This is a genomic window from Mongoliitalea lutea, assembly GCF_014652135.1.
Taxonomy (GTDB): domain Bacteria; phylum Bacteroidota; class Bacteroidia; order Cytophagales; family Cyclobacteriaceae; genus Mongoliitalea; species Mongoliitalea lutea.
Genome location: NZ_BMYF01000015.1, coordinates 91,061 through 118,026 on the forward strand (window position 1 = coordinate 91,061; position 26,966 = coordinate 118,026).

General features: G+C 40.0%; 23 protein-coding genes. 9 read left to right on the forward strand and 14 right to left on the reverse strand.

Features of this window, described 5'->3' with window-relative positions:
- Positions 1-82 precede the first annotated feature (82 nt).
- From IE080_RS12655 to IE080_RS12665, 3 genes are all read left to right on the forward strand, one after another.
- Positions 83-1,483, forward strand: a complete 1,401-nt coding sequence (locus tag IE080_RS12655) for a methylmalonyl-CoA mutase family protein (RefSeq protein ID WP_189583046.1) — start codon at positions 83-85, stop codon at positions 1,481-1,483.
- Positions 1,484-1,495: 12 nt separating this feature from the next.
- On the forward strand, positions 1,496-3,637 hold the full coding sequence (scpA, locus tag IE080_RS12660) for a methylmalonyl-CoA mutase (protein WP_189583049.1): 2,142 nt from the start codon (positions 1,496-1,498) through the stop codon (positions 3,635-3,637).
- A 151-nt stretch (positions 3,638-3,788) separates the two neighbouring features.
- Complete coding sequence (locus IE080_RS12665; RefSeq protein ID WP_189583052.1) at positions 3,789-5,951, forward strand: cation:proton antiporter; 2,163 nt, start codon at positions 3,789-3,791, stop codon at positions 5,949-5,951.
- A 65-nt stretch (positions 5,952-6,016) separates the two neighbouring features.
- On the opposite strand, the gene IE080_RS12670 is transcribed toward IE080_RS12665, so the two are convergent.
- The 4 genes from IE080_RS12670 to IE080_RS12685 form a co-directional block, all read right to left on the reverse strand.
- Positions 6,017-6,337, reverse strand: a complete 321-nt coding sequence (locus IE080_RS12670) for a 2Fe-2S iron-sulfur cluster-binding protein (RefSeq protein WP_189583055.1) — start codon at positions 6,335-6,337, stop codon at positions 6,017-6,019.
- An 11-nt stretch (positions 6,338-6,348) separates the two neighbouring features.
- The gene (locus tag IE080_RS12675) at positions 6,349-7,353 is read right to left on the reverse strand and encodes an NAD(P)/FAD-dependent oxidoreductase (RefSeq protein WP_189583058.1); all 1,005 of its coding nucleotides are present in this window, start codon (positions 7,351-7,353) and stop codon (positions 6,349-6,351) included.
- An 80-nt stretch (positions 7,354-7,433) separates the two neighbouring features.
- On the reverse strand, positions 7,434-7,874 hold the full coding sequence (locus IE080_RS12680; RefSeq protein WP_189583060.1) for a MarR family winged helix-turn-helix transcriptional regulator: 441 nt from the start codon (positions 7,872-7,874) through the stop codon (positions 7,434-7,436).
- Between the two features lie 69 nt (positions 7,875-7,943).
- Positions 7,944-8,801 (reverse strand): toxin-antitoxin system YwqK family antitoxin, encoded by an 858-nt coding sequence (locus IE080_RS12685; RefSeq protein WP_189583063.1) that lies wholly within the window; start codon positions 8,799-8,801, stop codon positions 7,944-7,946.
- 132 nt (positions 8,802-8,933) lie between these two features.
- Between IE080_RS12685 and IE080_RS12690 the strand changes: the two genes are divergently transcribed.
- The 3 genes from IE080_RS12690 (at position 8,934) to amaB (ending at position 13,379) form a co-directional block, all read left to right on the forward strand.
- On the forward strand, positions 8,934-10,136 hold the full coding sequence (locus tag IE080_RS12690) for a pyridoxal phosphate-dependent aminotransferase (protein ID WP_189583065.1): 1,203 nt from the start codon (positions 8,934-8,936) through the stop codon (positions 10,134-10,136).
- 606 nt (positions 10,137-10,742) lie between these two features.
- On the forward strand, positions 10,743-11,765 hold the full coding sequence (locus IE080_RS12695; protein ID WP_189583068.1) for a DUF4421 domain-containing protein: 1,023 nt from the start codon (positions 10,743-10,745) through the stop codon (positions 11,763-11,765).
- A 69-nt stretch (positions 11,766-11,834) separates the two neighbouring features.
- Complete coding sequence (amaB, locus tag IE080_RS12700) at positions 11,835-13,379, forward strand: L-piperidine-6-carboxylate dehydrogenase (RefSeq protein WP_189583071.1); 1,545 nt, start codon at positions 11,835-11,837, stop codon at positions 13,377-13,379.
- A gap of 125 nt (positions 13,380-13,504) precedes the next feature.
- On the opposite strand, the gene IE080_RS12705 is transcribed toward amaB, so the two are convergent.
- Positions 13,505-14,011: a PIN domain-containing protein gene (locus IE080_RS12705; protein WP_189583074.1), complete on the reverse strand. Its 507-nt coding sequence runs from the start codon at positions 14,009-14,011 to the stop codon at positions 13,505-13,507.
- Entirely contained in the window at positions 14,011-15,066 is a 1,056-nt protein-coding gene (locus IE080_RS12710; protein ID WP_189583077.1) for a helix-turn-helix domain-containing protein, read from the reverse strand. Before IE080_RS12710 ends, IE080_RS12705 begins: the two co-directional genes overlap by 1 nt.
- A 275-nt stretch (positions 15,067-15,341) precedes the next feature.
- Here IE080_RS12710 and IE080_RS12715 point away from each other — a divergent pair, with 275 nt between their 5' ends.
- The 3 genes from IE080_RS12715 (at position 15,342) to IE080_RS12725 (ending at position 17,964) form a co-directional block, all read left to right on the forward strand.
- A complete protein-coding gene (locus IE080_RS12715; RefSeq protein ID WP_189583080.1) occupies positions 15,342-16,355 on the forward strand; it encodes a CBASS cGAMP-activated phospholipase in 1,014 nt (337 codons plus the stop codon).
- A gap of 2 nt (positions 16,356-16,357) precedes the next feature.
- Positions 16,358-17,086 carry a cyclic GMP-AMP synthase DncV-like nucleotidyltransferase gene (locus IE080_RS12720; protein WP_189583083.1) on the forward strand — a complete coding sequence of 243 codons (729 nt, stop codon included), beginning with the start codon at positions 16,358-16,360 and terminating at the stop codon, positions 17,084-17,086.
- A gap of 155 nt (positions 17,087-17,241) precedes the next feature.
- Positions 17,242-17,964 (forward strand): SEC-C domain-containing protein, encoded by a 723-nt coding sequence (locus tag IE080_RS12725; protein ID WP_229800625.1) that lies wholly within the window; start codon positions 17,242-17,244, stop codon positions 17,962-17,964.
- Between the two features lie 49 nt (positions 17,965-18,013).
- On the opposite strand, the gene IE080_RS12730 is transcribed toward IE080_RS12725, so the two are convergent.
- The 8 genes from IE080_RS12730 to IE080_RS12765 form a co-directional block, all read right to left on the reverse strand.
- Positions 18,014-19,510, reverse strand: coding sequence for a P-loop NTPase fold protein (locus IE080_RS12730; RefSeq protein WP_189583088.1), 1,497 nt, complete (start codon positions 19,508-19,510; stop codon positions 18,014-18,016).
- A gap of 20 nt (positions 19,511-19,530) precedes the next feature.
- The gene (locus tag IE080_RS12735; RefSeq protein WP_189583091.1) at positions 19,531-19,986 is read right to left on the reverse strand and encodes a preprotein translocase subunit SecB; all 456 of its coding nucleotides are present in this window, start codon (positions 19,984-19,986) and stop codon (positions 19,531-19,533) included.
- Positions 19,983-20,465, reverse strand: a complete 483-nt coding sequence (locus IE080_RS12740; protein WP_189583094.1) for a helix-turn-helix transcriptional regulator — start codon at positions 20,463-20,465, stop codon at positions 19,983-19,985. The genes IE080_RS12735 and IE080_RS12740 overlap by 4 nt, the downstream gene beginning before the upstream one ends.
- Positions 20,458-20,661 carry a hypothetical protein gene (locus IE080_RS12745; RefSeq protein ID WP_189583097.1) on the reverse strand — a complete coding sequence of 68 codons (204 nt, stop codon included), beginning with the start codon at positions 20,659-20,661 and terminating at the stop codon, positions 20,458-20,460. Before IE080_RS12745 ends, IE080_RS12740 begins: the two co-directional genes overlap by 8 nt.
- A 17-nt stretch (positions 20,662-20,678) precedes the next feature.
- A complete protein-coding gene (locus tag IE080_RS12750) occupies positions 20,679-22,004 on the reverse strand; it encodes a restriction endonuclease subunit S (RefSeq protein ID WP_189583100.1) in 1,326 nt (441 codons plus the stop codon).
- Positions 22,004-23,467 carry a class I SAM-dependent DNA methyltransferase gene (locus tag IE080_RS12755; RefSeq protein WP_189583102.1) on the reverse strand — a complete coding sequence of 488 codons (1,464 nt, stop codon included), beginning with the start codon at positions 23,465-23,467 and terminating at the stop codon, positions 22,004-22,006. Before IE080_RS12755 ends, IE080_RS12750 begins: the two co-directional genes overlap by 1 nt.
- An 8-nt stretch (positions 23,468-23,475) precedes the next feature.
- Positions 23,476-26,709 carry a type I restriction-modification system endonuclease gene (gene hsdR / locus IE080_RS12760; protein ID WP_189583105.1) on the reverse strand — a complete coding sequence of 1,078 codons (3,234 nt, stop codon included), beginning with the start codon at positions 26,707-26,709 and terminating at the stop codon, positions 23,476-23,478.
- An 80-nt stretch (positions 26,710-26,789) separates the two neighbouring features.
- On the reverse strand, positions 26,790-26,966 hold a 177-nt coding region (locus IE080_RS12765; RefSeq protein ID WP_189583108.1), incomplete at its 5' end, for a GIY-YIG nuclease family protein.

The following is a 26,966-nucleotide window of genomic DNA, read 5'->3' on the forward strand; positions in this document are numbered from 1 at the left end:
GGTAAGATACGCCATCCCATGCAAATTATTGGAACAGTCTGCATGAGTTTACACAAATTTAACCTAATTAGTAATACCCAATATGACTCAATCGCTTTTTGAATCATTCCCTAAAGCATCCAAAGAGGAATGGATTGCACAGGTTACCAAAGATCTTAGAGGCAAGGATTTTGAAGAAACCCTCTTTTCAAAAACAGCTTCAGGTTTGCCAATTCAGCCTTTTTTCACAGCTGAAGACAATCAGGGATTAGAATTTATTGAGCCTTATAGAAATCTGATCAACCCTGTTTCTGAAATTCCAGGAATGGGCCCTAGAATTTGGTCGAATGTGCATTATGAAAAAGTTGTTGAGGAGGAATCAGCTAATAAGAGAATTTTAGAAGCACTTGCCAATGGAGTAGATGCTATCCGCATAGAGCTAAAAGGGGGTGAAAATTACCATGTGCTTCTTAGGGATGTTCATTTGCAATACATACAGGTTTTTATAGATCCACATGGATCGCCTGTGGCTATTTTGCAAGAGTTTTTGAGCTATCTAAAAGCAATAGAATTTCCCGTAGATCAACTGCAAGGAGCGTTTATGTGGGGAGGATTGGTGTATGCATTGCGTTTCAAAAACTCTCTTTCAGAATTGGTTGAGGATGCTTATCAGTTGTTGGAACTGTCAAAAGGTTTTCAAGGATTCAAAGTAGTAGGGATTGTGGGGACCTATTATCACAACGCTGGAGCAGATGCTGTTCAGGAATTGGCCTATGCATTTGGTTCGTGGATGGAATTGGCTGAGCGATTGATCATGAAAGGAGTGGATGTGGCCTATTTAGTTTCTAAGACTTTTGTAGGCACAGCTGTGGGAAGTGATTTTTTTGAAGAGATAGCAAAAGTGAAAGCCTATAGAATATTCTTCCATCAGCTATTGAGCTTGTATGGGGTGACAATTGATCCATCATCAATTTTTATCTACACTTCTACAAGTCAGTGGACAAAAACCCAGAAAGATTTACATACGAATATGATCCGCAATACCTGCGAAGCGATGGCTAGTGTCATCGGCGGTTGTAATGCACTCCATGTACTGCCATTTGATCAAGCAAGCAAAGAGGCTGACGCCTTTTCTCTTCGGATGAGTCGGAATATTTCTTCCATAGTACAGGAAGAGAGTTACCTTAATAAGGTAATGGACCCAACTGCAGGAAGCTATTATATTGAAAACCTGTTAGTACAACTCTTAGAAGCTGTGAAAGACAAGCTTTCTGTGATAGAACAGGAGGGTGGATGGTGGCATTTGTATGCCTCATATCAAATGCAGGAAGAAATCAAGTTGACCAGACAGCAAAAGCAACAGGATGTAGTGGATGGAAAAACGGTTATTGTGGGAGTGAATAAATATCCTAACAAGGCTGATATTCCTACATTTAACAGCCTGCCTCAGGAAGCCAATTGGCAACTTTTACCTTCCAGACTTTCTCTGCTAAGCGAACTTTAAGTAATGAACGACATGAGACCATCGATAGATCAATTGGATTTTAAAAAACTGCATACTCAAAATCCGGATATTTCAGCAACTTGGGATACGGCAGAAAAAATTGAAGTACCTGCTGTTTTTGATACTACAAGCATCGAACAATTACCTCATCAAGGGTTTGCTGCGGGTATTCCGCCTTACTTGAGGGGACCTTATAGTACCATGTACGTCATGAGACCATGGACTATCCGTCAGTATGCGGGTTTTTCTACAGCCGAGGAATCTAATGCATTTTATAGACGAAATCTGGCGGCTGGGCAAAAAGGCCTTTCTGTGGCTTTTGACTTGGCTACCCACCGAGGTTATGATTCTGATCATCCACGAGTAGTTGGGGATGTGGGGAAAGCAGGTGTTGCCATTGATTCCATATTGGACATGAAAATCTTATTTGATGGAATTCCATTAGATCAGATGTCTGTATCCATGACGATGAATGGTGCTGTTATCCCTATTTTGGCATTCTACATCGTAGCTGCTGAGGAACAGGGTGTCAAGCCAGAGCAATTAAGCGGGACCATTCAGAATGATATTTTGAAGGAGTTTATGGTGCGAAACACCTACATCTATCCTCCATTGCCTTCTATGCGGATAATTGCGGATATTTTTGAGTTTACTTCTCAAAAAATGCCCAAATTCAATTCCATTTCTATATCAGGATATCACATGCAGGAAGCAGGAGCTACTGCGGAATTAGAATTGGCTTATACCTTAGCAGATGGTTTGGAATATCTCCGCACAGGGATTGCGGCTGGTTTGGATACAGATGAATTTGCTCCACGCTTATCGTTCTTTTGGGCAATTGGGATGAATCATTTTATGGAGATTGCTAAAATGCGGGCAGGGCGCTTGTTGTGGTCCAAAATTGTGCAACAGTTTAATCCAAAAGATCCCAAATCATTGGCTTTGCGAACACATTGTCAGACCTCTGGTTGGTCTCTGACGGAACAAGATGCCTTCAATAATGTTGCGCGTACCGCTATCGAAGCCATGGCAGCAGCGATGGGGCATACGCAATCGTTGCATACGAATTCCTTTGATGAAGCCATTGCTTTGCCAACTGATTTTTCTGCGCGCATTGCTAGAAATACACAATTGTATCTGCAAGAAGAAACGAGAACAACTAAAGTAGTGGACCCTTGGGGTGGCTCACATTATGTAGAGTATCTCACAGATCAATTGGTCCAAAAAGCATGGGCTTTGATTGAAGAAGTAGAAGAACTTGGAGGGATGGCGAAAGCCATTGAAGCAGGTATTCCAAAAATGCGTATAGAAGAAGCTGCCGCGCGAAAGCAGGCTAGAATTGATAGTGGCAAGGATGTCATCGTAGGAGTAAATCGGTATGAGACAGATGAGCCGTCCAATTTTGAGATATTGGAAGTGGATAATCAGTCTGTGAGAGAATCCCAGTTGAAACGGCTTGCCCAATTAAAACAAGAAAGAGACCAAGAAGCAGTTCAGCAGGCATTGGGGGCAATAACCCATGCTGCAAAGACCGGTGAAGGAAATTTATTGGCTTTGGCCGTGGATGCAGCAAGGGTAAGGGCTACCTTAGGAGAAATTTCAGATGCTATGGAACAAGAATTTGGAAGACATAAAGCGGCTGTTAAATCCATTTCCGGGGTGTACTCAGGGGAGGCTAAGGATGATCAGACTTTCCAAAAAGCCAAAGAATTGGCAGATAAATTTGCAAGTTTGGAAGGCAGAAGGCCAAGGATTATGGTTGCCAAAATGGGTCAGGATGGTCATGACCGTGGAGCGAAAGTGATTTCCACTGGATTCGCTGATTTGGGTTTTGATGTGGATATCGGGCCACTTTTCCAGACTCCTGAGGAGGTCGCCATGCAGGCAGCTGAAAATGATGTACATATCGTGGGAGCTTCATCTTTAGCTGCAGGACACAAGACCTTGGTGCCAGCCTTGATTCAAGAGTTGAAGCGCTTAGGTAGAGAAGATATTATGGTGATTGCAGGTGGGGTGATTCCTCCGAAAGATTATGATTTCTTGTATGATGCTGGAGTTGCTGCGGTATTCGGACCTGGTACGGTATTATCAAAAGCAGCTATTGAAATTCTTCAAAAATTGATAGGGGAAGAAAAAAATAACCTATCAGTATAAATCCAACGATTTTGTTTGCAACTCCTTGGAATGGAGGTCTTTTTATTAGAAAGGCCTCCATTTTTATTCTTGAGTGGTTTTCGTTTTATGCAATTACTGAGAACTTTTTCATATTTTTAGTTTTTATAGGTATATATCAACTGAATTCTATATGGTATTTCTAGCTGAATTGAATCTCTCACTTCCTTGGCAGAATCCTGTTCTTATTTTTGCTTCCATTCTCTTCATAATCTTGTTTGCTCCGATTATTTTGAATCGGTTTAAGATTCCACAGTTAATTGGATTGATTGTAGCAGGAGCCATTATTGGTCCTAATGGGGTCAATCTTTTGGAGCGGGATAGTAGTGTGGTGCTATTTGGGACGGTAGGTTTATTATATATCATGTTTTTGGCGGGTTTGGAGATTGATATGGCCGAATTCAAAAAGAACTCTAGCAAATCCTTGGTCTTTGGGTTGTATACGTTCTTGATTCCTATGATTTTAGGAACTCTTGGAGGGTTATATATTTTGGATTTTTCACTACCAACCTCAGTTTTATTGGCTTCTATGTTTGCATCACATACCTTATTGGCTTACCCAATTATTTCCAAAATGGGTATAGTCAAAAATAAAGCGGTCAATATAGCTGTTGGTGGGACTGTAATTACTGATACCTTAGCCCTTTTGGTATTGGCGGTAGTTGTCGGGATGTCTGCAGGTGAAATTACATCTGATTTTTGGATTCGATTGGGATTATCCATAGTCATATTTTCTGCCATCGTAGTATTTGTATTCCCTATCATCGGGAGATGGTTTTTTAAGAAATTTGAGGACAGCGTTTCTCAGTATGTATTCGTTTTGGGGCTGGTCTTTCTAGCGGCGTTCTTAGCAGAAGCAGCTGGAGTGGAAGCGATTATTGGAGCGTTCTTAGCAGGTTTGGCTATCAATAAATTAGTTCCTCATACTTCTCCATTAATGAATAGGATTGAGTTTGTCGGGAATGCTTTATTTATTCCGTTCTTCTTGATAGGTGTAGGGATGTTGATTGATTTTCGGGTATTTTTCAATGATTTGGAGACAATTAAAGTGGCAGTTGTGATGACTGTTTTGGCTACTTTATCCAAGTTTTTAGCAGCTTGGCTTACACAAAAAACCTATAAATTCTCTGCTGCTCAACGGGATGTAATATTTGGTTTGAGTAATGCACAGGCGGCGGCCACTTTGGCGGCAGTATTGGTTGGTTATAAAATCATTGTAGGGGAAGATGCCAATGGTGAACCCATTCGATTGTTGGGAGAAAGTATCTTAAATGGTACGATTTTGATGATTTTGGTAACGTGCACGATTGCGTCGTTTGTTGCACAAAAAGGTGCCGCTAAATTAGCATTAGAAGAAGCAGAAGGAGAAGAAGAAAGTGATGAAGAAGAAACAGGAGAAAAAATTCTAATCCCGATTAATTATCCTGAGAACATCGAAGAATTGGTGCATTTGGCTGTAACAATAAAGAGTCAATCCCAAAAGGATTCACTTATTGGTCTAAATATTATTCCGTCTGATTCTGAAGATTCTTCCAAAGAAAAACATGCGAGAAAATTATTGGAAAAAGCAAGTGTGTATGCTTCTGCTACTGATAATCAATTGACAGAGCTTGTTCGCTATGATTCAAATATTGTCAATGGTATCACCAATGTCGTCAAAGAAAATAAGGTAACAGACATAATTCTTGGACTTCATAAGGATCAGGGAATTTCAGGTTCCTTTTTAGGAAAGCTTACAGAGGGGATTTTGAGTAAAATCAATGTTACAGCAATGATTTACAATAGTGTACAACCTTTGAATACAGTTGGGCGCTATGTGGTAGTCATTCCTCCTCAAGCTGAAAAGGAAATGGGCTTTGCTTTTTGGTTGCTTAGAATATGGAATCTTGGCAGGAATACTGGAGCAAAGCTTTCATTCTACGGGACCAAAGAATCCCTTTTCTACATTAAGCAAGTTCAAAAGAAATTCAGTGTGGAAGCGCAATTCAATGAATTTGCTGACTGGGAAGACTTTTTAATTCTCTCTCGGGAGTTGAAAGACAATGATGCCCTTGTAGTAGTTATGAGTAGAAAAAGCGGTGATTCCTATGATCCCATGATGGAGCGTTTGCCAAAATATTTGAACAAGTATTTTAAAAATAATAATTATATCCTTGTCTATCCTATGCAGTTTAACTTTGATGAAAAAGGATATACCTCTTATGGTGGCACACCATTGTTGAAGCCTTTACTTGCTGGGGTGGATAGTTTGGAAAATTTCGGTCAGGTGGTCGGTCAGTTGTTCAAGAAAAAATAAAGTAATTGATCAGGTTTATCTGAAATAATAGAAATAAAAAAGGGAGCTTTTGATGCTCCCTTTTTTTAATTGTCTTCTCCTCTTAATTTGAAAACAGCTCCTTCGAGCATGTCTGAAATTCGTATTTGGCAGGCAAGTCTGCTTGTAGGGAAATATTCAGGTAAATTTTCCAATTGATCCAATTCTGCGTCAGTAGCATCACCGAGTCCATCTTGGCCGTCGAATACTTCCACATGACAAGTGGCGCAAAGAGCCATACCTCCGCAAGTTGCCAGCACGGGGTATTCAGAGGCTTTCAATATTTCCATTAAGCTTAAGCCCATGTCATCTGGGGCCTCAACTTCCTGACGGTTGCCGTCGTGATCTTCAATGGTAAATTTTATCATTGTCTGGGTTATTAGAAGGCGTTGACGCCGTTTACAGTCGTGTATTTGAAGCTTAACTTTTGATCTGGATAAACATACTTAAATGCAGAGTGCATCATAATAGCAGCCTCATGGAAACCGCAAAGAATCAATTTCAGTTTGCCTGGATAGGTATTGATGTCACCAATTGCATAAATGCGGTCTACCCCTGTGGAATAATCTCTCGTATCTACCTCAATCGCACTTTTATCAATATTCAGACCCCAATCGGCGATTGGGCCTAATTTAGGACTCAATCCGAACAGTGGAATCAAATAGTCTGCTTCCAAATTGAGTTCTTCCTTATTTTTCGTTTCTAAAGTGACTGTTTCTAGTTTGCCATTACCGGAAATTTCTTTCAAATTGGCAGATAAGATCAAATCAATCTTACCATTACTTGCTAGGTCGAATACTTTAGCGGCTGAATCTGGTGCACCTCTAAAAGTTTCATTTCTGTGTACCAAGGTCACTCTTTTAGCGATTTTTGCCAAATAAATAGTCCAGTCTAAAGCGGAATCTCCACCACCGGCAAGTACCACGTTTTTGTCACGGAAAGTCTCAGGGTTTTTTACCATGTAAGTTACTCCCTTACCTTCGAAAGCTTCTAGATTTTCCAAGGCTGGCTTTCTTGGTTCGAATACTCCCAATCCACCTGCAATGACGATTACCTGCGCATGAACTTGCGTTTTATCATTAGTGGTGATAATGAAGGAGCCATCCTCTTGCTTTGCCAAATGATCCACTCGCTCACCGAGGGTGAAGGTTGGTTTGAAAGGCTTGATTTGGTCCATTAAATTATCTACTAATTCCTGCGCTTTCACTTCAGGATAGCCAGGAATATCATAAATTGGTTTCTGAGGATAAATCTCAGAAAGTTGACCTCCTACCTGCGGTAGGTAATCAATCAAATGGCACCTCATTTTCAATAACCCTGCCTCAAAAACAGCGAATAGGCCTACAGGTCCAGCTCCAATAATGCAAATGTCGGTAGTAATCATGTTGTTTTTTTTTCTAAACCAGTTGTATGCTGATTTGTTCGTGCAAATATAATTAGTATAACAACTATTGTAACTATTTTTTAACCATTATCTTCTAGATTGGTGTAAATGGTATTCAAAATCCGTTTGAACTCTTCGAAATCTTGTTGATCGAGATTTTTCCATGCTTTTTCGCGGATACCAGCGACTAGCGGTCTTAATTCACTCACTTTCGCTAGTCCTTCTTCTGTCAAAACTAATTGAAAAGATCGTCTATCTTGCGGATGAGGGACTCTCGTAACATAGCTTTTTTTGCACAGGATATCTATAATACGCGTGAGTGTTGGCTGATCTTTAAATACTAATTGGGCCAATTCAGACTGACTGAGTAGCTCATTTTCGGAAAGATTTTTCAATACCAGCCATTGATCAACAGTGATTCCAAAGTCTCCTAATTTGAATTTTTGTTGAGCATACTGCTTGACTTTTCTTGCCGTCCTGTCCAACAAAAATGAATATTTACTGAATTGTTCCTGTGTCATACAAATAATTAGTGTGACAAATATATAGATTATTCCAAAGTATTAAAAATGAAAGGGTATGAAGTGGTATCAGGTGTCTTCTCTTCGATAAATAAGGTTGCCGTCCTTGTCCCATTCTGCACGGATAAATGGGCGAAAGTTTTTGGTAAAGGGTTGTTCCTGATATTGTATCTCTCTTCTGCGGATGGTTTTTGCTTGATGATCCCAATATTCCGTCCATAAGCCGACTTTTTCACCATAACGGTATTCTCCTGTTACGGCTACTTGTCCACTTTCATGAAAATGGAAAAAATTACCCTCAGCCAATTCATACTCAATAGGGATTAATTTTTCAATCTTATTGGCCTCTCTATTATAATAGGTGATTCTGGAATCTTTAGGCCAGCCTTCCTGGAAATGTAATTTGTCTGTCAAAATGCTTTTTCCATCAAAAAACATCCAAGTCCCATGACGGGTACCGTAGAAATAATGACCGCTTTCTACAAGAGTTTCATCCACAAACCGCTCGTAAGGACCATGAAGTAAATTGCCTTTGGAGGGGTCCCATTTTTCTTTACGGACTACTTTTTCAGATCGATCATACCAATAGACATCTCGGATGTAGGGGTCAATTTCTCTCTTGACATTGACCACATTGAAGAACTGCCAACTTACTTGATTTCGAAATATCTGTTTGATCCGGACTTTTCTGGTTTGCTCACCGTAGTAGATGTTTTTCTTCGTTTTCTTTTTCTCAGCGCGATCTTTTTGCTTTTTCTCCTCATCATCAAACAATAGCAATGGAAGCGTGGTCGGTAGTAATCGATCAGAAACCACCCCACTGGAATCTGGATCTACCAGTTCCGCATCCTTTTTTTTCTTGCGCTGCCCATAGCTAGTCGAGGCAAGACAGATGAAAATCACAGAAAATAGCAAGAATCTATGCATAGCTATCGATGTAACGCCAAGCGATTGGATTTATTTTGATATAAATGTAAGAAGCATTCATCAAATCCCCTTGAAGTTTAGAATTAATCCGCTGAATCCTTAATTTTGGGCCAGCAAAATAAACAACCAAAAATGAATTCAATCCTATCAGACCGCATCAATCAGATGGAAGAATCGGCCACATTGGCCATGGCTAAAAAAGCCAGGGAGCTAAAGTCCCAAGGAATCGACATTATCAGTTTGAGTTTGGGGGAGCCCGATTTCAAAACTCCTCTTCATATTCAGCAAGCAGCTAAGGATGCTATAGACGAAGGTAAGTACTTTGCTTATCCTCCGGTAGCAGGGTATCAGGATTTGAGAGAAGCAATTGCTAAAAAGCTCAGAGATCAAAATAACATTGTGGATGCTAAGGCTGAGAATATCGTAGTATCTACCGGTGCAAAACATAGCATTGCGAATGTATTTATGTGTATGTTGAATGAAGGAGATGAGGTGGTGATTTTTTCACCTTATTGGGTCAGTTATGCCGAAATCATCAAGTTGGCCGGAGGGGTACCGGTGTTGATCGAAGGTGGAATTGAAAATAACTTCAAAGCTACCGCTGCACAATTGGAAGCCGCAATCACAGACCGTACAAAAGCCGTCATTTATTCATCTCCATGCAATCCTACTGGTTCAGTATTTAGCAAAGATGAGTTAATTGCTATCGCAGAAGTAGTTCAGAAGCGATCAGATATTTATGTAATCGCAGATGAAATATATGAGTTGATCAATTTTACTGGTGAGCATTTCAGTATTGGATCGTTGCCTGGTATGTTTGAGCGCACGATTACGGTCAATGGATTTTCAAAAGGATACGCCATGACCGGATGGAGAGTAGGGTATATTTGTGCTCCATTGTTTATAGCTAAAGCCTGTGAAAAAATGCAGGGGCAATTTACCAGTGGAGGTACAGGTATCGCCCAGCGTGCTGCTTTGGCTGCGATTGCAGGTGATCAAACACCTTCAGCAGAAATGGAGAAAGCCTATCTCAAAAGAAGAGATTTAGTATTGAAGGGTTTACAAGCTATCCCGGGGATTGAGACACATATTCCGGAAGGCGCGTTTTACTTTTTTCCTGATGTGAGTTCTTTCTTCGGGAAAAAAGCCGGGGATTTTGTGATCTCCAATGCAGATGATTTCTGCATTTATCTCCTAGAAAAAGCAAATGTGTCTTTGGTGACAGGTGAAGCTTTCGGTGCGCCAAAGTGTGTAAGAATTTCGTATGCAGCATCTGAAGAAGAATTGACAGAAGCTTTAAGGAGATTGTCGCTTGCCCTGGGTCAAGTTTCGTAATTGGTAAGTTTTTTACTGGTTTAATTGTCAGGAATAAGTATCAAAAAACAGGTATTTACTCTTTCTTTAGAAAGTTTAGATGCCTGTTTTTTTTATTTGGGCCATGTTTTAATTTGTATTAATCTAAGAAATGTTTGATTTAATTGATTTATTAATAATTGTTTAGGTTAAAGAATGTTTTCGTTGTTTAATTTTGGGTTAAGGAAACTTTATTCTCCAATTTCTTAATCGAATGAAAGTATTTGTCTTTGAAATGCATGAAAATGTACATTTATGATTTTTTTAAAGAAACTACTTTACTTTTTCTCTTGCATTATTTGTCTACTATGTATTTATTCTTCTCTTTCTAAATTGTAAAATTTCAATTTATGATAAGTTTTGGATGTTATTTTTTTGCTAAAAAATCAAAAAAAACCATGATTGTTTGTTTGCTTATCCAATTTATTTTTCTGTATATTTGCATCGGGTGATTAAGCAACTTTTTCTGCTTTTGTTTTTTAACAAAATCAATGAAGGTTATTGTGAGAATTGATTTTTTCTAACCTTCTTTGAACTTATCCTTCCCTTGTGAACTTTTAAATTAAATGTCCCAAATAAGTTAATTAGATGAAATTTTATTTTCTGTTGGTCTTTTGTTTGACAGTAGTTTTGGAGTCTTTTGGGCAATTTCAGCCCGATACGACTTATTTTGAAAACTATCCCGACCAGCTCACGACAAGATTTTATACATCAAGGAAATACACTTCATTCCTTGTTAGAGATCAAGTGACTGATCAATCCTACAGATTTGAACCCAATAGTACCTTAAATCTTGGAATAGGGGCGACTTACGATGACTTTACCCTCAACTTGGCGTATGGATTTGGGTTTATGAATCCTGATAGAAGTACAGGGAAGACCAAGTATTTGGATTTGCAGGCGCATATGTACCCGAATAAATTTGTTATTGATTTTTTTGGTCAATTCTATCGGGGATATTATTTGTTAGATGATTTAAGGGCAGGGGAGGATGAGGTATTTATTCTTCCTGAAATGCGTATGCAGCAAGTAGGATTGAACGTACAGTATTTAATGAATGGGGAACGTTTATCATTGAAGGCGGCATTTCTGCAAAGTGCATGGCAGAAAAAGTCAGCAGGTTCCCTTGTTGTTGGGATGGAAGGCTACGGTAGCCGAGTGAACAATAACGATCTCATTTTGCCTCCATCGCCTGAGTTGCTGGAGCAACGGAATTTTGATAGGATTGCATCTGTTGATTTTGGTCCCAACGTTGGATATGTACATACCTTAGTCTTTGCCAAGCATTTTTTTATAACAGGGATGCTCTCTGCTAATTTGGCGGTCAACCGTGTTGCTATGGATATCGAAGGGGTACGAGAAGTTAACTGGGGGATGAGTCCCAATATTTTCTGGAGGGGATTTGTAGGGTATAATTCTGATCGCTGGTCTATCAATGCAAACTATGTACAGAATAGGGTGCGTAATCAGACTATCAACGATATGGAGAGTGTTTTTTTAGTTGGGAATTATCGGTTCAATTTTGTTTATAGGTTTATACCCGGTCCCAAGCTTAAGCCCAAGTTGGATTTTTTCAGTCCAAAACGAATCATTGGGAGCTTGAAAAAGTAGGTTTTTTTGAGGGCTTAGACACTTTTATTCTTTAGCTTTACATCCATATCACACAATAAATCCAAAACCATGTCCACTCAATTCGGAATTAAAGAAGTCTTGCAAAGACTTGGTATTTCATCAGAAAACAAAGGCACATCTACCGGTAGTCACTGGTTGGATAGCACAGGAACTTATTTTGAATCCATTTCCCCTGTAGATGGAACTGTTATTGCACGTGTGCAGGCCACAGATGCTGCGGGTTATGAAGCGGTGGTTTCCAAAGCAGCAGAAGCTTATCAGACTTGGAGATCCATGCCTGCTCCTCAAAGAGGGGAGATTGTACGCCAAATCGGAAATGCACTGAGAGAGGTAAAAGATGATTTAGGCAAGTTAGTGTCCTACGAAATGGGTAAATCCTATCAAGAAGGCTTGGGTGAGGTGCAGGAAATGATTGATATCTGTGATTTTGCTGTAGGTTTATCCCGTCAATTATATGGGTTGACCATGCATTCCGAGCGCCCGGGACACCGCATGTATGAGCAATGGCATCCACTCGGGATTGTGGGGATTATTTCAGCTTTTAATTTTCCTGTGGCTGTATGGTCTTGGAATAGTATGATCGCTTGGGTATGCGGGGATGTCTGTATCTGGAAACCATCAGAGAAAGCTCCTATTTCTGGTATTGCCTGTCAGCATATTATTGCCAAGGTTTTTGAAGCCAATAACCTTCCGGAAGGCTTATCAGGGCTTATTATGGGAGATTATAAGATAGGAGAGCTGATGACCAATGATCATCGCTTACCGTTGATTTCTGCTACAGGTTCTGTGAGGATGGGTAAAATTGTTGGTCAGGCAGTTGCTGCAAGGTTAGGAAGATCTTTATTGGAATTAGGAGGGAACAATGCCATTATCATTTCCGAGCAAGCGGATTTGGATATAGCCATCCGAGGAGCGCTTTTTGGGGCAGTAGGGACAGCAGGGCAGCGTTGTACCACTACTAGGAGGTTGATCGTGCAGGAGTCGGTGTATGATACGGTTAAGGAGCGATTGAAGTCCGCTTATGCCAAATTAGTGATTGGGAACCCCCTCGATGAAAAGAATCATGTAGGGCCATTGATAGATACCGATGCTGTTAAGGCGTATTTGAATGCCATAGAAAAAGTGAAGCAAGAAGGAGGTAAGGAATTGGTTGCAGGTGGGGTATTGGAAGGTGAAGGTTATGAATCCGGATGCTACGTGAAACCATGCATCATTGAAGCCGAAAATCATTACCACATGGTGCAAGAAGAGACCTTTGCTCCGATCTTGTATCTGATGAAGTATAAAACCTTAGACGAGGCTATTGCCATACAGAATGGTGTTCCTCAAGGTTTATCATCTTCCATCATGACCTTGAATATGCGTGAAGCTGAAGCTTTCTTGTCGGCAGCAGGTTCAGATTGCGGTATTGCCAATGTAAATATAGGTACTTCAGGTGCAGAGATAGGTGGCGCCTTTGGAGGAGAAAAAGAAACCGGAGGAGGCCGTGAGTCAGGTTCAGACTCCTGGAAAGCTTATATGCGTAGGCAAACGAATACGATTAATTATAGTGACAGCTTGCCATTGGCGCAAGGGATCAAGTTTGATATTTGATTTTTCTAACCAACAAACAGTTTTTATGGATAAAAGAGCCTCCGAAAAGGAGGCTTTTTTGGTGGGTGTGATGGTTTAAAATTAGTATTACTCTTTTGTGATTTGCCACCTGCAAGAAATAAAAATCACATCCATTGGTGCACTCGTTCTTCAATTTCGTACCTCAATTTCCCTACTGCATACATTTTATTCAAAGCCATCAATCTTTTGAGTGATCCTGATGCACTGGATTTGGTACATATACCTTGATCTACAAACTGGTCAATCACCCAAAGCAAACCGTGACATTCTAGCTTAAGACGTTCAGTACATTTTCTTACCAGATTATCGCTTGTAATGACTATTCCATTTTCTAGACCAGTAGCGATATAAAGCACCGACTTATCTTCTGGGGAAAGTCCTTTTGGAAGGGCCAAAGTTTCTATTTTTAAAAAGTCTTGCGCATTTAGATTATGAACAATCAACTTACCCACTTGCTGATAAGCTTCTAACACCTGGTATTGCTCTGTAAACAACTCGTTCATTACTTCAACTGTTGTGTGAAGCTCCAAGTCGAGTCTAAAAAAATCCGAGACCAAATCCAGCTCGATCAGATCAATAAAAATACAGGCATCCGTAACAGCAATCCTCATCAGATGACCATATTTTCCTTCCTAAACTCCGCCAATTTCTGATTCTTCAATGCTGCTGCTTTACTGATGCTGATATACTCTTCTGCTAAGGCTCTGAACAAAAGCTGAGAAAAGCGATTGGAATGCTCCATTCCTTCATAGTCCACTGGTTCAGTTACCCGAAATCCCAGCTGATTGAAAACCATGTAGAATTGCTTGAGGTAATTTTCAGAGATCAGCCCGAGATTTTTAGCCCGATAAACTAATGCCTGCATAGAAATACCATATTGCTGCTTGATGGCTCCCAATTCATTCATGGACAATTTGCTTCTTTTTCCTCCCAGTTCTTCTCTTAAGGTATCCTCGGGGATCAACATAGCGGCAGCAAAAGCATGACAGAATTTTTCCTTTTGCTTCTCTTCGTATCCATTGACATCAAGAAGCAAGTGTGCCAATTCATGTAGGGCAGTGAAGCGCTTCCGGTCGAGTTTATTCACAAACTTGGCTTTATTGAGTACGATTAAAGGAATGTCTTTCCTATTCACCCAAGTAGCGAAACCATCAAATGACTCCTCAGAATCAATTTCTATCACTTTGACATGATGATCTTCCAAAAGCTCGATCACATTGGAAATGGCATCAGTTCCCAAGCCCCAAGCCTTTCTTAAGGTTTCAGCCGCTCTTTCAATATCCTCTAGGGTATTAATGGCCATTCCATCAAGCGGATTATGAAACTTGGTTTCTATACCCAATATTTCCTCTAACTCAATGTAGCGGCTCAGTTCATTTTTGGCAATTTCTACAATCCTGTTCTTTTCTTTGACTGGGTAAGAATCCAGTTTTCTAAATTCTATTTCTCCAAATTCTATGACAGTATCGGCATGAAAATAGTCAGGCCGGACATGCAGGGCTTCTGCCAATATGCCGATCATTTCTGAGTCAGGGATTACCTGCCCCTGCTCATACTTGCTGAGTGCTTGTTTGGTGATACGGTTCTCTATGCGGTCTGCCAGACCTTGCAAAGATAAGCCATTCATCAAACGGGCTGATTTGAGACGTTCGGCTAAATATTTCATTGGGTTTCTGTGTTGAGTGTGCTTATAAAAGTAAACGCAAATATATATAAACAGTTTACATTTATCTAAATTATTGGATAAACGTCAATTTATTATGACAAATGGTCACTGACATATTAATAATTTTTTTCTGACATTATGACTTAATTTCAGTGTTTTAGATGAAATTATCAGAGTAATAATATTGATTGACAATATTGGTAAAAAATTTGTTGTTTGTCAACCAATAATATTTCTTGCATTTTAAAACATGATATTTAACCACACCAACTATTATGAAGAAAAAGTTTAGAATCTTATCCATTGATGGCGGAGGCACCCGGGGCTTGATTCCAGCAAAATTATTAATGGAGCTTGAAAGAGAGTTACAAAAGACAGAGCCCGAAAAAAAACTTTACGAACACTTTGACTTAATCTGCGGCACATCTACAGGGTCTATTCTCGCGATTGCAATTGCTTTAGGGATTCCTGCTTCGGATTTAGTTAAATTTTACCATGATCATGCTAAAATCATTTTTCCAAAATGGTATTTGAAAGTAATACCAAGGGGTGTTCGAGTGTTAGCTAGCTCAATTTATAGTAACAAGCCACTTGAAAAAATTCTTGAAAAGGTTTTTACGGAAGCAAACGGAGGGAAACTCCCTCTTTTAAATGACCTTAAAACTAAAGTATGCATTCCAGCTTTCAATGGTAACGATGGTCAAATAAACGTCCTTAAAACCAAGCACCATAAAGACTACTTAAGAGATTATAAATTACCTGCCCATCAAGTTGCTCTTTCAAGTGCTTCCGCACCTGTTTATTTCCCACCTCATTCCTTTTCGTATTCAAATGAGTTTGGTTCCGGTAAAAACATTAATATGATTGATGGTGGAATTTTTGCTAATAATCCCTCCCTTATCGGAGTTCTAGAAGCAACAGAGAAATTAGGGCTATCTTTTTCGGAAATAAGTCTTTTGTCATTAGGGACAGGAAAGGGGAAGCATATTATAAAAACAGGCTGGAAACCCAAAGATATCTGGTATTGGCTATTTCCCAAACCGCGATTATTAGATATCATACTAGACAGTCAATCTCAAATCACTGAACAATACATCAATTTCTTAAATCGGGCTTGTGAAAAATCAGGTAATGGCTTCGATTACCTAAGAATCCAATATGATTTAGGAGGTGATACAATCGATCTTAATGCGGCTAGTAAAAAAGATCTAGATAGGCTTGAGGCCATTGGTGATGAACTTGCAAAAAATGAATTAATTAAAATTATAAACCACCTTAAAACCAACTAAAAATGGCAAACTGTCACAACTTATTCATTGAATTTCATGACGAAATTTCAATCGGCTCAAATAAGAAAAACCGAATGATTTCCTCTAAGGAATCTTTAAGAACTAGAATCCGAAAATGGTTCAAAGAGTACCACCCAGACTATGTTCCAAAATTTTACATACAAGGCTCTCACAAAATGAAATCAGGTGTTAGAACCAAAGAAGATATTTGTGATTTAGATGATGGAATATATTTCTTTAGGGAACCAGATGTTTCTGCATCAACACTTCAGGGCTGGGTTTGGAATGCTGTAAACGGGCATACAAGTACCACCCCCGAGCACAGAAAAAAATGTATCCGATCAATTTTTGCCGGAGATTATGAAATTGATCATCCAGTCTATACTAAAGTGGATGGAGAGAACTATAAACTTGCTACGAAAAACGGGGGATTTGAAGAAAGTGACCCAAAGGCTATGGTGGACTGGTTTCAAAAAAAGAAAGATAAAGAAGGGAAGTTAATACGAACCATCAAGTATCTGAAGAGCTGGTGCGATAACTGTAATCATAAAATGCCAAGCGGGTTAGCTATGACGATCCTTGCTTCTAATGCTATAGAGAAAATCGTCCTAAATGACCGTGATGACATAACTTTAAAAGATATTTTAAAGGAAATAAAAAAAGAATTAGATAGGGCATTCAAATGTGTTGTACCTGCAATACCAAATGATGATCTATTTGCAAATTTTTGATGAAACACGGAAAAGAAATTTCCTTAATTCCCTTAGTGAGTTTATTGAGGATGCGGAAAAGGCTTTAAAAGAGGATAACCAATTAAAAGCAAGCAAGCTTTGGAAAAAACACCTTGGGAGTAGATATCCAGAAGGTAATGATGAAAAGGTTCAAAATGATTCCAGATATTCCGCAGCAATATTGGGAGGGGCTTCCACTTCTAAACCTTGGGCAAGTGAATAATGCTTATTTACATTTTAAAGAAGAGTCCCTTTCACTTAAAGGTCAATTTCCTGAGCTAAATCTTGGTCAAACGGAAGATGGTATTCCAACCTTTGAAGGGAAATTAATATTGAGCGATGAAAAGAGTAATCCGATTGACTCGTATGAAATTAGAATTGTATGCTCTATAGACTATCCTCAATCTTTTCCTTTTGTTTTTGAGACCAAGAATAGAATTCCAATAAATATTGATTGGCATGTCCACACTGATGGACATGCTTGTCTTTGTACTTGGCCAGAAGAAGTTATTTATTGTCATAAAGGCATCACGCTAGAATCATTCTTAAGTGAACATGTTATCCCCTATTTTTTTAACCAAAAATATCGCGAAATGCATGGTTTTTTTCTACAAGAGCGTGCACATGGAAAATTAGGTACCATGGATTTTTTCAAAGAAAAATTCCGGACCAGTAACTTAAAGTTAATAATAAATTGGCTTGAATTCATTAAATCAAATCCCGAGCCTAGTAGGACTAATGAATGTTTTTGCGGAAGTGGCGAAAAATTCAGGAAATGTCATAGATCAGAATTTAGAGAATTCAAGATACTTCCTGTTGAAACCATAATTAATTTCATTCAATATATTAAATTGTCAAATCCTATTTTCAAGAACTAAATTGTTGATATACAAATTATTACTGAATTCTTTTTAGCTTAACTATAGTTTAAACGGATTCGTATTTTAAGTTTAAAAGTGATTTAAAATCCGTTTGTTCTAAGAGTCCCACTAAAAGAAAGAAGAAATTAATATCATCAATCTTAAGTTCTTGGCCAATACTATCAGAAATAGAGTTTACTCTGTATATGTATCTTTCTTTCAAACTATATGAATCAAATTCAGTACTAATTGTATATCTAAGATTAAAACTATCTATCTGTATTTCAAACTGCAATTCTTGACCGACTTCTTTTGGCCTTTCTTTGTTATTGCTCCAATAATTTTTAACGTTGCCTGCTTTTACTATCTGGTTAAGAAAGAAGTGATTTGAAACATTTTCTAAAATTTCTATATCCCTATTTTTTAGAACTTTACATTTTTCAACAAATAGTTTATAGTCTTGAAATAAGAAGATCAAAAAGTCAACAGCTTTTACTAGTTCAATATCATTATTGGAGATCGCATCATACTTTCCTTCCCTCCACACATACCTTTCCTTTAAACTTTGAGTTCCTGAAAAAATTCGTTTAAGTACCCGAATTGAAATTAAATCATGTTGAATAAAGGAGTGTAATATTTGTTTTATTATTGCTCCTGCTACATCTTTTCTTACTTCACCTAGAGACATTTTTTTATTTCCATAATCAAGTACCACAGAATGAAATAATTTATTTACACTTTTTATCATCTCCCCCGACAAATCATAATGAAAAATCGACCTCGAATAAAACTTATCGATATATCCTGAAAAGTCCACATCTGCGCCATAACGGTTAGAAAAGATTTTTCTGATATTCTCAATATCGCAGACAAGGATTATTTTATTGAAGTCAAACTTATTTTGATCTTTATTAATATCGACATGGGCTACCAAGACATTCAAAAGCCGAAAAATGTGTTCAGGGTCAATGCGGTCCAGGTCATCGATAATCAATACTACCTCTTTCCCGTTTTCTTGAATTTGATTGACTAAGCTACAGATTAGCTGGGTGTATAAATCATCTTCAAGTATGGATCCCTTTTTACCTGAGAATTCTTTTAAATAGTCGATTATTTTGTCTTGCTCAGTAAGATTCGCCTCCTTAAATTCTTTCTCAAATTTTTTATTTAACTCGATCAACCCGCTAGCGATATCCTTCAAAGAGGCTCCAACTTTTGGTATTACTCCCAGCAGAAAGGGAATAATTTCTGTTGCATGGCTATTCAGGAAAAATGGGAGAAATGTTCCTTTATCAATTTCCACATTCTGAAAGTCTAATCCTTTTTCAAGCAATTTGAAGAATATGTCGTACTTGATCAACTCAAAAATATCCTCGTTGGAAGAGACAGAGTAGTTCACAGGATAAATATGTATGGTTTCATATCTTTCATTGTCTTTGAAAAACTTGTTCAAAAAGTAAGTCTTACCAGTTCCAAATGCACCTGAGAAAATAATGCGATGATTATTGGGAATCTCAAGGTGATCTTGGAACTGCTTTTTTGGTATTTCTAGTTCAAATTCCATCAAAGTTAATTTTGTATTCCCTAATTTTTATCACCTTCCCCCGCCTTATCCCTCAACAACTGTGTAATATCAATCGGCGGCAACAAATACCCACCCATAGGGCCCAAGTTGGTGATCTGATAGATGATGTTCCGGAGGTTGTTGATCATCATGTTGAGGGTGGAAAATTGGGTCAGGTTGTTTTTAAGATTTTCTTCGAGTGCTTCCGGATTTTGAATACGAAAAGTACCTCCACCTTCTACTACAATTTTATACCCGGGAAGTGGATTTTCTTCCTCTGCATTGATTGCAATGAAAGTAAAGAGTTTGATTTCTTTTGTTCCTATATCCTCCTTGAGTCCAAAATCTATGTCAACGGAATACGAATGAAATAATTCCTTCACATCGAATTCATCATCTTTGGGAACAATAAACTCAACGTGTGACTCTAACAACTTGAAGTCCAATAATTGTAAAGGTGAGAATTTAGCTTTCATCCTGCCATAGCAATTAGATCCCCATCCGCATGACTCACAGCCATTACAGCTTTCGAAGAAGATACTTGATTCTTTAATTTATAATATTCCTCTGTTTGTGCCCTACGCTGATGATAAGCCATTATTTCCTCTTTAAGTCTCTCCTCAAAAGCTTCTTCAGTAGTCACAAACTCATCCTCTGCTAGAATCGCATGCATGGTAATTCCCAGAACCTTTTCAAGCTTATCTATGGTCGAAAACTTAAAATCTCCTTCCCCTTTGACCCATTTGCTGACCTGCTGAGGGGTGACTTCCAATTCTCTCGCAAGCCGAGCTTGACTCCAGCCCTTTTCTTCCAATGCATCCAAAAGCCTTAGGGCAACTTTAGCAGCTTGTCTAAGCGTTGCTTTATTGGCTTTCCTAAACGCTACCTTTTCCTTCCATTTGGAAGCAGGGTTTTCGGAAGCTAATGCTTTGATTTTTTCTTCAGTCTTATTCATCGTTGTCAAGGTCTAGGTAAACAAATTCAGGATAGTAGCTCTCATAATCTTTTTTATACTTCCTGAAGAATTCCCTAAGAAACTCCCCATCTGACCACTGTTCTTGTAGTACTTCGAGCGCATCCAAGTCCTCTTCTTCGTACTTTACGGCGAAGAGGCTTCCTTTAGAAAGCTCAAAGATACTAACAATTTTCATATTATCAACCTGCGGGTTTATGTTTTTGTTTTCACTCGATAACTTAACTGTTCCTCCGCCGCCATCAACCCCTCAATCTCCTCCACCACATACTCCTTCACTTCCTGACCTACCAACTCCCCCCGAAATGCCTTCGCCAATATCGCCTGAGGCAATTGGTCAATCTTGGCTTTTAAGGAAACATACTGGGATTCGATTTTGTCGGCTAAAGAGAATAGAGCATCGACCTGAGATACTATTTCTTTTTGTTCTTCCTTAGAAGGATTAGGGGTTGGGAAAACTCTTGCCTTTTTAATTCCGAAAGCAGGCTGAGAAGTGGCTTTTGCTCCCTCTTTTAGAAGTTTATTTATAATTGGACTATCTAAGTAATAAAAGAGGAATTTGGGATTATAATTTGATTTAGGTTGGATCAAAATAATGTTTGCGGATAATGTATATGTCCTTTCTTTAAATATTGGAAGTTGAAATGGTTTACCCAGAGTTCCAATTTTACCGAATCCTAAATCGCCTTCTTTTAATTCATATCTTTTAATGTGCTCTTCCAGCACTTTTGACGAAACAAGTGTTGAGTTACTAAAATCAATTCTACCTTTAGAGTCAACATCTTTTATACTTATGTATGGAATTCCGCCTATTACAGGCGGAGGGGTTCTATGGCTTGGGTGGGGATCAACTACATCAGCAACTTCTTGTAAATCTATGTATTCCCACTCTCCCAATCCCTTCCCCTCTCTCCACTCCTTCGTCAACTCCCCCGTCACGGCTTGGGTCAGGACCTGCTGACGGAAGTTTTTCAGCAAGGTCGGTATCCTGTCCAACTTCTCCCGTAAGCTATCCAAATGTCCAAACAAAGCATCCAACTTGCCCACAATCCGCTGCTGCTCGGGAAGGGGAGGGAGGGATATTTTTGTGTTTTTTAAAATAGTTAGATTGATATTGTTTTGAGCAACACCCTTTCCAGATTCTTGTATTTTATTTGAAAGGTTAATCAATGAATAAGTTAAAAATTTTGATTCGACAATACTTTTAGGAGTAATTCCAGCAATTGCTTGATTCGTTGCAGCATCAATTTGAAGAATCCCGACCTTTCCAATAGAAGCAAATATTGTAAACAGTATTGTACCTTTTGGAAAAATTTTTGTAGAAGAATTTTTTATACCTTCTTCAGTAATACTTTCCTCTGTTGTACTAACGTTTAGTCGACGTATATCTGAAATTTTTACCCAGGGAATATTTCCTCCCCAATATTCAGAAACAGCTCTTGATGGAGTTCCACCACTTTTTATTGACGAGATTTCATGTAAAGGCAAAACCTTCCACCCTTTCGGTAATTTCTTCTCCATCATCCCAACAAAGCAATTATCTGATCCAACTCCTTTTTAATGGCATCCAATTCAGCGGCTGCCTGCTTGGCGATATCTAAAGGCTGACCCAAGTCTGCATTTTTGCTGATGTTCTCGTCTTCTATCAAGCCTATATCCAGGGAATCGTTTTTGGCAGCGATCTGCTCTCGGGTAAAGACCTGCCATCTTGGATCTTGGATGGCTTGACGCTTGGCATCATCCACCGTTCCATCATAGCTTTCCTTCACTTCTTCCAAGCCCAGACCTCCTGTATAGGCTTTTACAAAATCCGCAAAGGCTTCCCGGGTAAAGGGGGTACGCTTTCCATAACTTGGGGCATTGGTACGCATGTCGTAAAACCATACCCGCTGAGTATTGCCGTTTTCTTTTTTTCCTCGGGTAAAGAAGAGCACATTGGTCTTTACACCTGCTGCATAGAAAATACCCGTTGGCAAACGTAACACGGTGTGCAGGTCGCACTTTTCCATCAGGTCACGGCGGATCTTCTGCCCGTCATTGTCTTCGAAGAGCACGTTATCGGGAAGCACCACCGCAGCCCTTGCCGTACCTGTATCCCTTCTCAGGGAACGGTAGATATGCATCAGGAAATTCAGCTGCTTGTTGGAGGTTTGAATGGTAAAATCATCCCGTGTTGGTCGCTCTCCTCCCTGCTTGGTACCAAAAGGGGGATTGGCGAGTACACCATCGTAGTTTTTGAAACTCTTGCCCAATTCGGTCAGGGTGTCTCCCATAGCGATGGGGCTTTCCAGTCCATGCAGCTTGGCATTCATCAGGGCCAGTCTATGGGCATCTTGAACCAATTCACAACCGGAAAAGGCCTCGTGAACCTGGAAATTCCGCTCTGCCTGGCTGAGGGAATAGTAATCATCGTACTTCCGCTTCAGGTATTCATCCGCAGCGATCATAAAGCCAAAAGTTCCTGCCGCAGGGTCATTCCAGCGCTCCCCGATTTTGGGTGCAAGCAATTCCACCATCACATTGATCAGGGGTCTTGGGGTAAAGTACTGCCCTGCTCCACTCTTTTTCTCCCCTGCATTCTTTTCCAGCAGTTCTTCATAGATGCTGGCAATCTTATCCTGCTCCTCATCCTCATACCAATCGATCTGATCGATATTGGTGATCAGGGTACGAAGGTTGACAGGCTTGCGAAGGGTGGTGGAGGCATTGGTATAGATTTCCGTGATGGCAGCATTGCTGGACATTGTACCCAAGTTGGCCAGCAGGTCACGGTAGGTGTCAAAGAGTTCTTTATTGTCCTTGATGCCTTTGAGTTTGGACCAGCGGTATTGCTCGGGAATGTCCTGATCGAATTTCTTCACCTCGGACAATCTCAAAAAAAGGATATAGGTCAGTTCGTTCAAATACTGGTGATAGGTCACTCCGTCATCGCGAAGGACGTTACACAGTTCCCACAGTTTCTTGGCTATCTGTTCTGCACTCATGGTTTCGTTTAGGCGTATAAATTTTGATTGATCTGTGCGATCACTTCCTCCAGTTGCTCCTCAAAAATCTTGTTGAGTCGCTCAAATCCTCCGGCTTCATCGAAAGGATCCTCATCCAGGTCTTCTTTTCTCAGCACGGTTTCTTTCAGCAATTGCTTTTCAAAGCGGTCTATCCACTTGAGTTGGGTTTTGTTCCAGGTTTTCATGCCACGGATACTGTCCACGGCTTTTTTGACCCGCTCTTCATGGCTGATCAGGGAACTTCCCAAGGAAAGCGTTCGGATATAGGAAATGATATCGGCTGCAATATCTTCATTTTTGGCTGCTTTCCATGCGGCATTAAGGGTAGGGGCATTGTAGCCTTCCTGATCCAAGGCCAGCATCAGCTCCTTCAAGGCCTTGCGGTCCAGTTCGGTAGGGCGGCTACAGACGATCTTGAGGGCTTCGATTTTATTTTGGTTGTCTTGGATAAATTGGGCAAAGTTGTCCAGGTAGTCTTCAGGTTTTTTGGCTTTGCCATAACCCCGCTCTATGCCCAGAAACCTATCCTCATGCTCCGAAACCAATGGTAAATTCACACCGGCTTTCAGTTCATCGAGGAATTTCCACAGTCCTGAAACTTGTATGATTTTCTCCACGGCGGATGGGGTATCCAGATTTCTCAGCGTTTCGATAAATTCATCTGGCTGGGCGCCTTTGGCATTGTACACAAACTTCTCTTCCTGATCTCCTTCCAGAAACTTTTTCTTCCGCTGAATCTTGGCTACCAATTGTTCCACCTGCCGCTTGGCCCGCTCTCCTTGATCAATGGACTTGAGTTCCTCCACCAATTGCTGAAAGCTGACCTTTGGATTGGCTACCACGGGTTTCATCTGGGTAAAATCCTCCAAGGTCTCGTAAATCTTGACCGCATCGTAAATACGGAATACTTCTTTACCGATTTCATCACAGCGACGTGTGGCCCGACCCAACATTTGTTCGTAGAGGATTCTGGATTTGATTCTTCTGATAAAGATCAAATTGCATATCGAAGGCACATCAATACCTGTAGTCAGCAAATCCACAGTGACTGCAATGTTGGGGTATTTTTCATTTTTGAAGCGGTTCAGCTGTTCTTGGGGATTGTAGGATTTGCCGGTGATCTTTTGGATGGCATTATCAGCTACTTCTACCCCAATAGCTTCAAATTCTTCTTTAAGGTATTGCACCACCATATCTGCATGTTCGTCGGTGGCGGCAAACACCAAGGTTTTCTCTTCTCCATCGGGATCTAACTCCTGAACCAAATATTGGATTACGGTTCGGTTGAAACCTGGGGTGATGACTTTCCTATTGAATCCTGCAATGTCAATTTTCAGTTCATCTTCCAGTTTTTCCAGTTCTACGATTTGGTTATTTTCCCTATCCAAGGCTTTGGGCTGTGCCCCTTTTTCCCAGATAATACCTTCCTCGCCTAACTCAGTTTTGATGATATAGGGCGGTTCGTGGTCGATCAAATATCCATCGATTACGGCTTCCCGATAGGAGTAAGTATAGACCGCAGGACCAAATATCTCGGAAGTATGCAAAGCAGGGGTGGCAGTCAGACCAATGGCAAAAGCATCGAAGTAATCCAGCACCATGCGGTACTTGCTGACATAATCCCGCTGATCCTTGAAGTCAAGATCATCTTCATCCATTTCCCGATCCATCAGGTAGCCCCGATGCGCTTCATCAATGATGATGCAATCGTATTGGTCCACGGGTGGCACTTCGCTTTCTTCACTATAAAACACCCGCTTGACCATGCCTTGCACGGTCGCAAAATGCAAGCGTGTATCCAGTTCGGGCACTTTTGCTCCCAATTCCTTGACTCCGTAAATTTCCGAGAAGGTGTTGAGGCCAATGATTTTATTGTCTTTGAAGGCGTTGATGGCTTGAGTGGCGAGAAGCGTTCTATCCACCAAAAAGAGAATCCGTTGGAAACGGTTGGATTGAATCAAGCGGTAACAGAGTCCGATGATGGTTCTGGTTTTACCAGTGCCCGTGGCCATGGTAATCAAGGCTCGGGTCCGATTGGGATCACCCAAAAGTACCTTTTCCAGTTCCTGAATGGCATTCAGCTGGTATTTGCGTAAACCTAGCCCTGTTGCACTTTCCAAAAAATCCACGGGTTCAGTTTTTAGCTTTTCTTCGGAGGCTTTCAGGTCTTTTTCCAACAACTTGACCAAACCCTCAGGACTGTACCAACCTTGTAGGGCTTTGGAACGTCCGTGTTTATTTCTTACATCCAAAAACCAGACCCCACTTTTGGTTTTGATCTGTTCGAGGTAAGGTCTGCCATTGGTGGAGAACAGAAATGGTACTTTATACCCCTGCCATTCGCCCAAGAGCGCTGCTTCATGCTTGGTTTCAACCAACTCTGCATAGATTTTGGATTGGCTCAGATCAGTGGAAATGTCAGCTGCATATTTCTTTGCTTCGACAATTCCATACAGTTCAAACCCGATAAATAAGGCATAATCTGCCCATTTACTTCCGCAAGGCCATTCGGCAATGGCCAGATTTTTTCCCCGTTGAGGAAGGGTTTTATTCTTTTTGAAATTGATTTCTTGGGTATCCACTTCCCAGCCTGCAATTCGGAGTTGCTCGTCAATCAATAAGCGTGTTTCCGCTTCGGACATTTCTATCTTGCGCGCTGCTTGTTGGGATCGGGTCTGAATTGCTTCCTTCTTTTCTTGAGGAAGTGCGGCTACACTTCTCTCTTGTAGGAGTTTTTCAAACTTTTGCTGCAAGTCTGCATATTCCTGTTCCAGTACATGGAGGGCATGCCGGGCATCTTTATTTTCTGGCAGGTGAAATTTCACCTTACTCAGGTCATCGTTTTCTTCCGAGTAAGTCTGATAAAACCACTTGGCAATTTTGAAAGTCGAAAAGAGCAGACCTTTCGCATCCTCCAAGGAGCCCTTGTTGTCATGGACAGCCAGATTTCCCTTATGCTTGATGGTATGCAACAAATCCTTGACCTGAGGGGGAAGAACATTTTCATATTCCAAAGTCTTCAATCGACTATGGAAGGAATTGTCATAAGGGAAATCCAAATGATGCAATTCAAAAAGCAATTCACTTATTCTTTCTCCAAATTGCCGTAATTTCCATAGGCTAGTAACAGGATCCTGATACAGATTAAATTCAGCAGCTTGCCCGATATTGAAAAGAATGGGGTATTCAAATGCTAGGTATGAAAAATTGGATTGGGTCATGAAGAATATGTAACCAGAAAATTTCCATTGCTAATATATCGAAAACAGGTTTTAAAAAAAAATGATAGTTTTAAAAGTTTTCAATTACTTCTTTTGCGGCTTTTCCAAGCCTTGACCTGTATTTCCCTAGCAAATGCTTCCATTTTGTTAGCAAATGATTCATGGTACACAATTTTCCAGTCAGTAACTTTCCCCGTAAACCCTTTATGACTGGATATATGCCTTCTCAATCTTTCTTCAAGTTGGTCACAGGTATG

What these genes read in the sequence shown, in the direction of transcription:
- IE080_RS12655 (WP_189583046.1), top strand. Translation starts at nt 83, where the DNA reads ATGACTCAATCGCTTTTTGAATCATTCCCTAAAGCATCCAAAGAGGAA.
- scpA (WP_189583049.1), top strand. Translation starts at nt 1,496, where the DNA reads ATGAGACCATCGATAGATCAATTGGATTTTAAAAAACTGCATACTCAA.
- IE080_RS12665 (WP_189583052.1), top strand. Translation starts at nt 3,789, where the DNA reads ATGGTATTTCTAGCTGAATTGAATCTCTCACTTCCTTGGCAGAATCCT.
- IE080_RS12670 (WP_189583055.1), bottom strand. Translation starts at nt 6,337, where the DNA reads ATGATAAAATTTACCATTGAAGATCACGACGGCAACCGTCAGGAAGTT.
- IE080_RS12675 (WP_189583058.1), bottom strand. Translation starts at nt 7,353, where the DNA reads ATGATTACTACCGACATTTGCATTATTGGAGCTGGACCTGTAGGCCTA.
- IE080_RS12680 (WP_189583060.1), bottom strand. Translation starts at nt 7,874, where the DNA reads ATGACACAGGAACAATTCAGTAAATATTCATTTTTGTTGGACAGGACG.
- IE080_RS12685 (WP_189583063.1), bottom strand. Translation starts at nt 8,801, where the DNA reads ATGCATAGATTCTTGCTATTTTCTGTGATTTTCATCTGTCTTGCCTCG.
- IE080_RS12690 (WP_189583065.1), top strand. Translation starts at nt 8,934, where the DNA reads ATGAATTCAATCCTATCAGACCGCATCAATCAGATGGAAGAATCGGCC.
- IE080_RS12695 (WP_189583068.1), top strand. Translation starts at nt 10,743, where the DNA reads ATGAAATTTTATTTTCTGTTGGTCTTTTGTTTGACAGTAGTTTTGGAG.
- amaB (WP_189583071.1), top strand. Translation starts at nt 11,835, where the DNA reads ATGTCCACTCAATTCGGAATTAAAGAAGTCTTGCAAAGACTTGGTATT.
- IE080_RS12705 (WP_189583074.1), bottom strand. Translation starts at nt 14,011, where the DNA reads ATGAGGATTGCTGTTACGGATGCCTGTATTTTTATTGATCTGATCGAG.
- IE080_RS12710 (WP_189583077.1), bottom strand. Translation starts at nt 15,066, where the DNA reads ATGAAATATTTAGCCGAACGTCTCAAATCAGCCCGTTTGATGAATGGC.
- IE080_RS12715 (WP_189583080.1), top strand. Translation starts at nt 15,342, where the DNA reads ATGAAGAAAAAGTTTAGAATCTTATCCATTGATGGCGGAGGCACCCGG.
- IE080_RS12720 (WP_189583083.1), top strand. Translation starts at nt 16,358, where the DNA reads ATGGCAAACTGTCACAACTTATTCATTGAATTTCATGACGAAATTTCA.
- IE080_RS12725 (WP_229800625.1), top strand. Translation starts at nt 17,242, where the DNA reads ATGATTCCAGATATTCCGCAGCAATATTGGGAGGGGCTTCCACTTCTA.
- IE080_RS12730 (WP_189583088.1), bottom strand. Translation starts at nt 19,510, where the DNA reads ATGGAATTTGAACTAGAAATACCAAAAAAGCAGTTCCAAGATCACCTT.
- IE080_RS12735 (WP_189583091.1), bottom strand. Translation starts at nt 19,986, where the DNA reads ATGAAAGCTAAATTCTCACCTTTACAATTATTGGACTTCAAGTTGTTA.
- IE080_RS12740 (WP_189583094.1), bottom strand. Translation starts at nt 20,465, where the DNA reads ATGAATAAGACTGAAGAAAAAATCAAAGCATTAGCTTCCGAAAACCCT.
- IE080_RS12745 (WP_189583097.1), bottom strand. Translation starts at nt 20,661, where the DNA reads ATGAAAATTGTTAGTATCTTTGAGCTTTCTAAAGGAAGCCTCTTCGCC.
- IE080_RS12750 (WP_189583100.1), bottom strand. Translation starts at nt 22,004, where the DNA reads ATGGAGAAGAAATTACCGAAAGGGTGGAAGGTTTTGCCTTTACATGAA.
- IE080_RS12755 (WP_189583102.1), bottom strand. Translation starts at nt 23,467, where the DNA reads ATGAGTGCAGAACAGATAGCCAAGAAACTGTGGGAACTGTGTAACGTC.
- hsdR (WP_189583105.1), bottom strand. Translation starts at nt 26,709, where the DNA reads ATGACCCAATCCAATTTTTCATACCTAGCATTTGAATACCCCATTCTT.